Origin of the sequence: Sphingobium aromaticiconvertens, assembly GCF_037154075.1 — a bacterium.
Taxonomy (GTDB): domain Bacteria; phylum Pseudomonadota; class Alphaproteobacteria; order Sphingomonadales; family Sphingomonadaceae; genus Sphingobium; species Sphingobium aromaticiconvertens.
Genome location: NZ_JBANRJ010000004.1, coordinates 37,063 through 47,192 on the forward strand (window position 1 = coordinate 37,063; position 10,130 = coordinate 47,192).

Here is a 10,130-nt window from a genome sequence, read left to right on the forward strand (position 1 = left end):
CCTTGACGTCAGCCGCTCGGTGATCGAGCCGATGAATCAGTAGAGGGGACGTGGTCATAAGGCGATGGGAAGCAGAGCCTTTATGCTGCCCGGCATGGAACCCGCTCTACCGCCCCGCATCATCCAGCTGCGCGCCCTCGATCCTGCCCGCAATATCGCCCGGGACTATAGCATATGGATCGCCATGGACCTGTTCGACTTATGGGTTGTCGAAACCTGCTGGGGACGGATCGGCGCAAGGGGACAGCACCAGCAGCGGAGCTTTGCAAACGCGAGGGCCGCGCAGAACTATGTGCGATCGATCCTCAAGAAAAGGGGTGGCGCGCATAAACGGATCGGGGTGGAGTATCAGATCATGCCTATCGACGCCGAAGAACCCACCGCAGCCGCAGGATCATTCGGCTAGCTAAAGCACAGTTGATAAATGTCCAGATATAGACTAAATCCATATGTGGAGGCTGGACCCATGAGACAATCTGTTGATTTTATACCCAATGATGGCTCCGTCATATTGGATGTTTCCCGCTTCGCGCCGTCCAATCGCCGTCGGCTGAGCGCGCCCGCCTTGCGCACATTTCTAGCCATCGCCGATCTGTGGGGGCTAACGGAAGAGCAACGCCGCCTGATCCTGGGCTATCCCTCGCGCTCCACCTATCATAGCTGGTGCAAGCAGGCCCGTGAGCATGGCTCCATCACCCTTGATGTCGACGTGCTGACCCGTATTTCGGCGATCCTTGGCATTCATCAGGCATTGGGCGTCCTGTTCGCCCAAGAGCATGGCGGCGTGGCCTGGCTTCGCCAGCCTCATGATGCGCGCCTGTTCGGCGGGAACCCGCCAATCAGGCTCGTCACCAACGGCACGCAGGACGGACTGATGACGGTCCGCCGCTTCCTCGATGCGGCGCGGGGCGGTCTCTATATGCCGCCCACCACTGCGGAAGCGGATTTTGCGCCTTATGAGGATAGCGAGATCGTCTTCCAGTGATCGGGACTATGGCCAGCGCCCCGAATCCCAGCTTCCGCCTCATCCCGTCCCGCTTCCCCCCGATCGGGCTGTTCGACACCGTTACGACGGCGGCTGATGCGCAGGCGGTGATGGAACTGGCCGGGTGGACCAATGACCGGTTAGTCGCCGATCGGCTAGATCGGTTGCCCAGATCCCAATGGGTCTATGGTCGCGCCAATGCCAGCGTGATCATGGCGACCTTCCTTCATGCGGCACCAGAAGGCATGCGGTTCAACGGCCCAGAACTAGGTGCCTGGTATGCTTCGAAGGAAATCGAAACGGCCGCTGCCGAGGTGGGCCATCATCTGCGCCGCGAAGCACTTGCTCGCAACGTGCCGGGCATGAGCCGGATCTACCGGACCTACTCCGCCAGACTGCTGGGCGATGAGTATCGCGATATCCTTGGATTGCAGGCCGCTCAGCCAGACATCTATCGATCCGAAAGCTATGGCGCTGCCCAGCTCTTTGGCGAGGCCGTCCGGGCCGAGGGGCAGGCGGGCATCCTCTTCGACAGCCTCCGACGGCGAAGCGGCACGAACATCGTCGCCTTCATTCCGCCCCATATCACCGATGTCCTACAGACCGATCATTATGAGATCAGCATGGAGGCCAAGGGCCGGGCAATCGAAGTGCGCCGTTTAAGCGCACCCTGAAGGCCTCAAGCTTCCGCCAATATCCCGCCCAGATAGCGCCCATAGTCGGATTTCCCGAGCTTCACGATCGCCTTTTCCAGCTGCGGCCCGTCGATGAAACCCTGACGGAAAGCGATTTCCTCCGGGCTGGCGATCTTAAAGCCCTGCCGCTTCTCCAGCACGCGAACGAACTCCGCAGCGTCGAGCAGGCTGTCAGGCGTGCCGGTATCGAGCCAGGCATAGCCGCGGCCCATGATCTCGACATGCAGGTCACCGCGTTCCAGATAGACGCGGTTGACATCGGTGATCTCCAGCTCGCCGCGGGCTGAGGGCTTCATGTTGGCGGCAATATCGACCACCTGCGCATCGTAGAAATAGAGGCCCGTGACCGCCCAGTTAGACTTGGGGCTTTCCGGCTTTTCCTCGATGGTGACCGCCTTCATTGCATCGTCGAAGCTGACCACGCCATAGCGTTCGGGATCGTGGACATGATAGGCAAAGACGCTGGCCCCCTCACTGCGCGACGAGGCATTGGCAAGAATTTCGGGCAGTCCATGACCATGATAGATGTTGTCGCCAAGAATCAGTGCGGAATGCTGCCCCGCGACGAAATCGGCGCCGATGATATAGGCCTGCGCCAGACCATCGGGGCTGGGCTGCTCGGCATATTCCAAGGTCATGCCCCAGGCCGATCCGTCGCCCAGCAGCGCCTGGAAGGAAGGAAGGTCGCGCGGGGTGGAGATGATCAGCACTTCGCGGACGCCCGCCAGCATCAGCGTGGTTAGCGGATAATAGATCATCGGCTTGTCATAGACGGGCATGAGCTGCTTCGACGTCGACAGCGTCATGGGATAGAGGCGCGTGCCGCTGCCGCCGGCCAGGATGATGCCCTTCATTCGTCGTTCCCTTTTAGAATATCGTTCGGTGTGCTGCCGGTTACAGGCGCGCGATCACGGTTTCCAGCGACTTCCGCCAGTTGGGCAAGACAATGCCATGGACCTGCGCGATAAGGCCACAATCGAGCCGCGAATTGGCGGGCCGGGTGGCGGGCGTGGGATAATCAGCCGTACCGATCCGCCGCACCGACGCCGACGGGCCACCACGCGCAGCCGATGCGGCAAAGATGGCTTCGGCGAAGTCCGCCCAGCTTGCCTCGCCCTGCGCTGTCATGTGGAAAATACCGCGCAGGGCCGGGTTACCATCGGATACCAGATTGGTAGATATCCGAAGGATACCATCGGCTATCTCCAGCGCGCTGGTCGGGTTGCCTACTTGGTCGGCGACGACCGACACCTCGTCCCGGTCGCCGGCAAGGCGTAGCATCGTCTTGACGAAATTGGCGCCAAACGGGCTATAGACCCAGGCCACGCGCACGATCGCGCTATTGTCGCCATGTGCAGCCAGTACGGCCTGTTCACCCGCCAGCTTGGACGCGCCATAGACGCCGGTAGGGCCGGTAGGGTCGCTTTCTGTATAGGGGCGATCCAGCGTGCCATCGAACACATAATCGGTCGAAATATGGATGAGCGGTACGTTCAACGCCCTTGCCGCCTGCGCCACGGCACCCGCACCCGCGCCATTAACCGCATGGGCAAGGTCGCTCTCGCTCTCCGCCTTGTCTACCGCCGTATAGGCGGCCGCCGACACGATAGCGTCAGGCGCAGCGGCTTCCAGCGCGCGCATGACGGACGCGGTATCGGCCAGATCCAGCTGCGGCCGACCGATCGCGATCACCTCATGCCCGGCAGCAGCGCCACGTTCGACAAGGCTGGTGACGACCTGCCCGGCCTGGCCGGTGACGGCGATCCTCATGCCTTTACGGCTTCCGCAGCGAGGGTAGATTCCGACAGGCCCAGCCTCTGGCCGTCATACTGGGCGCGCAGCGGCTGCCACCACCAGTCATTCTCCAGATACCAGCGCACCGTCTTTTCAATGCCGCTGTCGAAATTCTCCTGCGCGCGCCAGCCCAGTTCGGTTTCGAGGCGGGTCGCGTCGATGGCGTAGCGCGCATCATGGCCAGGGCGGTCGGTCACATAGTCGATCAGCCCTTCGCGCGGGGCCTCGGTCGGGACCAGTGCATCCAGCACGGCGCAGATGCGGCGCACGACATCGATATTCCTGCGCTCGTTACGGCCGCCGACATTATAGGTTTCGCCGGGCACGCCACGTTCGATGATGATGTCGAGCGCACGGGCATGATCGTCGACATAGAGCCAGTCGCGCACATTCTCGCCCTTGCCATAGACCGGCAGCTTGCGCCCTTCGAGCGCATTGAGGATGGTGAGCGGGATCAGCTTTTCAGGGAAGTGGTACGGCCCGTAATTGTTCGAGCAGTTCGACACCACCACCGGCAAGCCATAGGTGCGCTGCCATGCCTTGGCGAGATGGTCGGACGCGGCCTTCGACGCCGAATAGGGCGAGCTGGGATCGTAGGGGGTCGTTTCCTCGAACAGGCCTTCATCGCCCAGCGAGCCATAGACCTCGTCGGTCGAGACATGGAGAAAACGGAATGCAGCTTTGGCGTCGCCCTCAAGCCCGCTCCAATAGGCACGCGCGGCTTCCAGCAGGGTGAAGCTGCCTACGACATTGGTCTGGATGAAGTCGGCCGCGCCGGTGATCGAGCGGTCGACATGGCTTTCGGCGGCCAGATGCATGATGCGATCGGGCGCAAAACCGGCGATCGCTTCGTCCATCGCTGCGCGATCGCAGATATTGGCTTGCAGGAAGCGATGGTTGTTCCGGCCCTCCACTTCCTTGAGTGACGCTTCGCAGCCCGCATAGGTCAGCGCGTCAATGGTGAGGACGTCATAGCCCTTTTCCAGCACCAAATAGCGGACGAGGGCCGAACCGATGAAGCCGGCGCCGCCGGTGACAATCACGCGCATGAGATTATTCGCTCCAGCTAAAATAGTCGGGCAGGTCAGACAGAAGCGGCTGCTTGCGGTCCTTGGGCGAAAGAGTTTCGGGATCGGCAATGTCGGGCCAGCTCACGCCGATCGCCGGATCGTCCCAAGCCAGACCCTTGTCACATTCGGCGCTGTAATAGTCGGTGACCTTGTAAGCGATTACCGTATCGGGTTCGAGTGAGCAGAAGCCGTGCGCGAAACCCGGCGGCACCCAGAGTTGCTTGCCATTGTAAGGGGTCAGGGTCTCGCCGACCCACTGTCCATAGGTGGGCGATCCCTGGCGAATGTCGACAGCGACATCGAACAGTGCGCCCGCGGTGCAGCGCACCAGCTTGCCTTGAGCATGAGGTTCGCTCTGGAAATGCAGGCCGCGAATGGTGCCTGCATTGGCGCTCATGGACTCATTATCCTGAACGAAACCATAATCGCCGACATGTTGGTCGAAGATATCGGCGCGGAATGTCTCGGCAAAATAACCGCGCTCGTCGCCGATGTGGCGGGGCGTGAGTAGCTTGATACCAAAAATATCAAAAGTCTGGATTTCCATGCTTTACCTCCTAGGGCCAGCCTTCATCAGATCCAGAACATTTTCGCAACGATCTTCGAAATAAGATGCCATGGGCATCGCGCATTTTTAAAACGCTTGGCAAGCAGACACTTTTACGCTCATGCAGCGCGCGCAGATGGGGCGGTTCACGGGCCGCACTTCAAGGTTCCTATTTCTTATCCAGGCGAGTTCATGATCAACAGCCTTAAAATTGTCCCCGTTGTTTTATCCGGTGGGTCCGGCACCAGACTCTGGCCCGTTTCAAGGCCTGAGCGCCCGAAACAGCTGCTCCCGCTCACGGCGGACGAGACCATGTTGCAGCTCACCATCAAGCGGGCGGATGGCTGCCAGACCTCTGTCGGACGCCCGATCCTGGTTGCCAATGCAGCCCACGCAGACATTATTGACGAGCAGCTCCGTGCCAGCGGGGTCAATGATTATCTCGTCCTGCTCGAGCCTTTTGGCCGCAACACGGCGCCCGCCATTGCGCTGGCTGCCCTTGAAACGCAGCCAAGCGATGTCATGCTGGTCATGCCCAGCGATCATATTATCGCCGACCTGCCAGCCTTTCATGAAGCGATCGCCCGCGCCCTGCCGCTGGTGGCGGAGGGCTGGCTGGTCACATTCGGCATCACGCCGGATGCGCCTGAAACCGGCTATGGCTATATCAAGATGGGCGAGACCTGCGGTGATCAGGTTCACAAAGTCGCGCGTTTCGTTGAAAAGCCCGATACTGCCAGTGCCGTTGCGATGCTGGCTGAAGGCAATCATGTCTGGAATGCCGGCATCTTCCTGTTTCGCGCTGACGCCTATCTGGCGGCGCTGGAGCGCCATCAGCCCGCCATGCTGGCTGCGGTTAAGGCTTCGCTGGAAGGAGCGGAACGCAACGGCCTACACGTCTCCCCCGACCCGCAGACCTTTGCCACTTGCCCATCGGATTCGGTCGACTATGCCATCATGGAACGGGAAGACCGTGTCGCCTGCGTGCCGGTGAACATGGGCTGGTCGGATGTCGGAAGCTGGGATTCGCTGCACACCATCAGCACCAAAGATGGTGATGGCAACGCTGTTCGCGGAGAGGTGCTGGCTCTGGGCGCGCGCAACTGCCTTATCCATACAGACGGCCCGCGGGTCACGCTCGTGGATGTCGATGACCTGATTGTCGTCGTCTCGCAGGGCGAGGTCATGATCCTGCGCCGGGGTGAATCCCAGAAAGTGCGCAAGGTGACCGAGGCGATCAAGGACGCGGCTATCTGACCGGCCCAGTTCTCTTCTGACTGGGCGCCAAGCGATAGCGCATAGTGCGAAAATATGAGGATATATGACGCAGACTGTTTCGGTTGCTGACCTGATGGCCCGTTCCGGGATCGCTTTTGGAACCAGTGGCGCGCGGGGCTTGGTGAGCGCCATGACGGACAGCGTCTGTTTCGCCTACACCTGCGCTTTCCTGCAACATCTTGAGAATATCGGTCAGTTTGCACCCGGCGGGCATGTGGCGATCGCAGGCGACCTGCGGCCGTCCACGCCCCGCATCATGGCAGCGTGCGCGGCGGCAGTTCGGCATAGGGGTGGAACCCCTGACTATTGCGGCTTTGTCCCGTCACCTGCGGTCGCGGCCTATGGCTTTGCGCAGGGCATCCCTTCGCTGATGGTGACCGGAAGCCACATTCCCGATGACCGCAACGGCATCAAGTTCAACCGCACCGATGGGGAGATCCTCAAGCCCGACGAACTGGCCATGCGCGCTCAGGACGTGCGCCTCCCGGACCTGTTCGACGCACAAGGAATGCTGAAAGTCGCGCAGGATAGCGGACCCCTGGTCGATGTCGTGACCGCATATGTGGCGCGTTATGTTGAATTTTTCGGGCCAAAGGCGCTGCAGGGGCTGACGCTGGGCGTCTACGAACATTCCGCTGTGGGCCGGGATGTTCTGGTCACGATTGTTGAACAGCTTGGTGGGCAGGTTGTCCGCCTTGGCCGGTCCGAAACCTTCATTCCCGTCGATACAGAAGCCGTCCGCCCGCAGGATCAGGTGCTGGCGCGGCAATGGGCAGCCGAATTCACGCTCGATGCGATCCTTTCCACAGACGGCGATTCAGACCGCCCCCTGCTCGCGGATGAAACCGGCGCGTGGATGCGGGGCGACGTGCTGGGCATAATATGTGCCCAGGCACTGGGGATCGAGGCGGTGGCAGCGCCGGTCAGCTGCAACACGGCTCTGGAGCGCTCCAACACCTTCAAACAGGTGCGCCGCACCCGCATTGGCTCGCCTTATGTGATCGAAGCCATGAACGCCCTGATCGATGGATCAACGACGGTGTGCGGGTATGAGGCCAATGGCGGCTTTTTGCTCGGAACAGTTATCGACCATGAGGGGCGGCGCCTGCCGGCCCTTCCCACGCGCGATGCCGTCCTGCCCATGATTGCGGCTCTGGTCTACGCACAGCGCAGGGGCATGACGCTGTCCGCCCTTCAGGCTACATTACCGGCCCGCTACACGTTCAGCGAACGCCTCCAAAACTATCCCACCGATCAGAGCCAGGCGCTTCTCAGCCAACTTCAGGAAGGCACGGAAGCGGACATATTGGCGCGTCTGACGCAGATGTTCGATGATCTGGCTGGCACCGCCATCGCCTTCGACACGACGGATGGCTTGCGCATTAGCTTTGAAGAGGGGGATATCATCCACCTGCGGCCTAGCGGCAATGCCCCGGAACTGCGCTGCTACACCGAAAGCGCTTCCGCCGAGCGCGCGGCCAAGCTTAATGAGCAAGTTCTTGGTAAAATTGGGAAGCTGCCGGCAGCTTAAGATCAGAATGCCGCTGGAGGTAGCAATTATTGGCTGCAGCCAGTAGCATAGTCCGATACTTAAAAATCTTGCCTAATTATGCGATGGACGAGAGCAGCGCCCTGACTGAATCCTGCCAACCTGCGCTTGGCCGAACCACCTTTATCTGTCCCGCCTGCACATCCTTGATCCACCGCTCAATGCACATGGCAAGATCCCGTGACCCTGCGTCGACCGGGAAGTAGCAGACACCCAACTCTTTATGGATTGAGAATATGGGCAGATCGCGCGCCAGCACCGGCTTGTCATGCCCCAGCGCCTCTATCAGCGGCAATCCGAACCCTTCGGCATGGGAGGCGATGATTACCCCCTCGCAGGCCTGATAAATCCGCTCCAGTTCCAAGTCGCCCACATCGTCAAACCACAGTAGCTTGCCGCCATATTCGGGGTGCGTTCGGATTGCATCCCGCAGATCCTCGATATGCCACCCCATTCGGCCCACCAATACCAAGCGGTTTTCGGCCCCCTGGCGCCAGAGTTCGCTGAACGCTGCCAGAATATCGGCGTGCCCCTTGCGCGGCTCGAGCGTACCCACCATCAGCGAAAAAGGGATGGACGTATCGAACCGCACGGTAGTCGCCGGGCTTTCGATCGCTATCCTATCCAGAAGAGACTCTCGGATATCATAACCCATCGGCACTATGCTCGTCCGGTAACCGTCGGTCAGTCCGTAACGCGCATCCAGAACCCGCTTCAAATCGCTCTCTGTTTGGGCCGATATGCACAGAAAGCCGTCGCTGATGCCGACGATGGTATCGAGCCACGCCTTGTAGCGGGTGACGTTGTTAGGCGAAAACCATCCGGGCTTCTCCACCGGCAGAAGATCGCAAATCAGAAACCAGAACTGACCGCCATTGCGCCGAAACCGGGTCAGCTGACCGCGATAGCGGCGGATCGTGTCGAGGGAAAAATCAAGTCCCAGGAACAGGTCGCCGGGTCGCCCTTCGATTTCGGTAGGATCGATGATCGCGTTGGCCTTGGGCCAGGATATGGCATGATAGGGACGGCGCCGGTCAGCCGCAACGAAATGGATATCCCAATCCTTTGGCCCTTCTTCGATCAGTGCAAGGGCCAAAGCCCGGACCACGCGTTGGATCCCGGTTCCCGCGTCATGCCTGCTGATGACAGCCAAATCGACATACAGACGCCTTGGGGCCTGCATAGCGGGCGCCGTCGCCGATGGACCATTACTGCGTTGATATTTGGCACGGAGCTTCCGAACCCGACCACCAGTAACTGCCTGCTCAATACGATGCGGCAACAGATTCCAGAAAGGCTTCACGACAACGCTACTCCAAAGCGTGGGCCAGGCCCTTACCGCAACGCCGGCACCGTCGTCGCGACGGGCAGGAATGTGGAGTAGATAACATTCACAAACTTCTGGATGTCGGCCAGCGGCGCGTTGGAGACATAGAGAACATCCTTGTCCCGGATCGGAAAGCTTTGCGCGATGAAGAGGGTCGAGGGGTCCTTCATGTTGATGCGGTAAATAACCGGCACCTTGCCGTCCGGCGTAAGGCGCGCGGTCGCGCGCGCTTCCGGATCGAGCATGTCCGGATCCTCAAGCCGGAAGATGAACACGCCCTTCACGTCGGCGCGCGAATCCTGCAACCCGGCAATACGGCCAAGCGCCTGCACCAGCGTCAGCCCGGTCGCCTCGAAAGGCAGTTCGTCGTTCCTGCCGATAGCGCCCAGCGCGGTGAAGCTGTAGGGCTGGAACAGCAGGGTCATGACATCGTCAGGTTCAAGCCGGACATTCTGCCGGGGATCGCGAACCACTGTCTCCATCGGAAGCGAAGATACTTTCGTCCCGCGCGTGATCTGGATCGTCATCTTGCCGACAGGCTGCCTTACGCCCCCGGCGGTCGCCAGAACATCCAGAACACGTTCGCCGCGCGATGTAAGGGGGACGCGCGCGCTATTGGCGACTTCCCCTACGACAGTCACGTTCGCCGCGGCGTTGCGTGACAGGCGCACGATCGCCTGGGGCTGATGCGCCTTGCCGGTCAGCCGGGTGGTGATGGTGCGCGCAATCTCCTGTGGCGTACGCCCCGCCGCCATGACGCGGCCCACGAAGGGAATGGTGATCTGGCCGTCGCTGTCGACCATCTGCTCGGGCAAGGGCGTGCCACGGGCAAGCGCGCCGGAACTGGTCGATCCTAGCCGTACATCACTGCCGGAACTGCCGAAC

General features: G+C 60.8%; 11 protein-coding genes. 5 read left to right on the forward strand and 6 right to left on the reverse strand.

All coding sequences use genetic code 11. The features are described from left to right. Positions 1 to 82: 82 nt before the first annotated feature. From WFR25_RS25910 to WFR25_RS25920, 3 genes are read left to right on the forward strand one after another with little or no spacing between them, the layout of a single operon-like run. Complete coding sequence (locus WFR25_RS25910) at positions 83 to 406, forward strand: WGR domain-containing protein (protein ID WP_336975233.1); 324 nt, start codon at positions 83 to 85, stop codon at positions 404 to 406. 60 nt (positions 407 to 466) lie between these two features. Next, entirely contained in the window at positions 467 to 985 is a 519-nt protein-coding gene (locus WFR25_RS25915; RefSeq protein WP_336975234.1) for an MbcA/ParS/Xre antitoxin family protein, read from the forward strand. Between the two features lie 8 nt (positions 986 to 993). Next, positions 994 to 1,659 (forward strand): RES family NAD+ phosphorylase, encoded by a 666-nt coding sequence (locus WFR25_RS25920; RefSeq protein ID WP_336975235.1) that lies wholly within the window; start codon positions 994 to 996, stop codon positions 1,657 to 1,659. Positions 1,660 to 1,664: 5 nt separating this feature from the next. Here the strand turns inward: WFR25_RS25920 and rfbA are convergent, their stop codons facing one another. Genes rfbA through rfbC form a run of 4 tightly spaced genes read right to left on the reverse strand, consistent with a single transcriptional unit; the run spans position 1,665 to position 5,091 of the window. Continuing rightward, complete coding sequence (rfbA, locus tag WFR25_RS25925; protein WP_336975236.1) at positions 1,665 to 2,534, reverse strand: glucose-1-phosphate thymidylyltransferase RfbA; 870 nt, start codon at positions 2,532 to 2,534, stop codon at positions 1,665 to 1,667. Positions 2,535 to 2,574: 40 nt separating this feature from the next. Next, a complete protein-coding gene (gene rfbD, locus WFR25_RS25930) occupies positions 2,575 to 3,450 on the reverse strand; it encodes a dTDP-4-dehydrorhamnose reductase (protein WP_336975237.1) in 876 nt (291 codons plus the stop codon). Then, positions 3,447 to 4,523, reverse strand: coding sequence for a dTDP-glucose 4,6-dehydratase (gene rfbB / locus WFR25_RS25935; protein ID WP_336975238.1), 1,077 nt, complete (start codon positions 4,521 to 4,523; stop codon positions 3,447 to 3,449). Before rfbB ends, rfbD begins: the two co-directional genes overlap by 4 nt. A gap of 4 nt (positions 4,524 to 4,527) precedes the next feature. Continuing rightward, positions 4,528 to 5,091, reverse strand: coding sequence for a dTDP-4-dehydrorhamnose 3,5-epimerase (gene rfbC, locus WFR25_RS25940; protein WP_336975239.1), 564 nt, complete (start codon positions 5,089 to 5,091; stop codon positions 4,528 to 4,530). Between the two features lie 192 nt (positions 5,092 to 5,283). Between rfbC and WFR25_RS25945 the strand changes: the two genes are divergently transcribed. Together WFR25_RS25945 and WFR25_RS25950 are read left to right on the forward strand one after the other, a co-directional pair. Further along, a complete protein-coding gene (locus tag WFR25_RS25945) occupies positions 5,284 to 6,348 on the forward strand; it encodes a mannose-1-phosphate guanylyltransferase/mannose-6-phosphate isomerase (protein WP_336975240.1) in 1,065 nt (354 codons plus the stop codon). Between the two features lie 64 nt (positions 6,349 to 6,412). After that, positions 6,413 to 7,900, forward strand: coding sequence for a phosphomannomutase (locus tag WFR25_RS25950; protein WP_336975241.1), 1,488 nt, complete (start codon positions 6,413 to 6,415; stop codon positions 7,898 to 7,900). A gap of 76 nt (positions 7,901 to 7,976) precedes the next feature. On the opposite strand, the gene WFR25_RS25955 is transcribed toward WFR25_RS25950, so the two are convergent. Together WFR25_RS25955 and WFR25_RS25960 are read right to left on the reverse strand one after the other, a co-directional pair. Further along, entirely contained in the window at positions 7,977 to 9,026 is a 1,050-nt protein-coding gene (locus tag WFR25_RS25955; protein WP_336975242.1) for a glycosyltransferase, read from the reverse strand. A gap of 227 nt (positions 9,027 to 9,253) precedes the next feature. After that, a partial coding sequence (locus WFR25_RS25960) for a polysaccharide biosynthesis/export family protein (RefSeq protein ID WP_336975243.1) occupies positions 9,254 to 10,130 on the reverse strand: 877 nt, incomplete at its 5' end.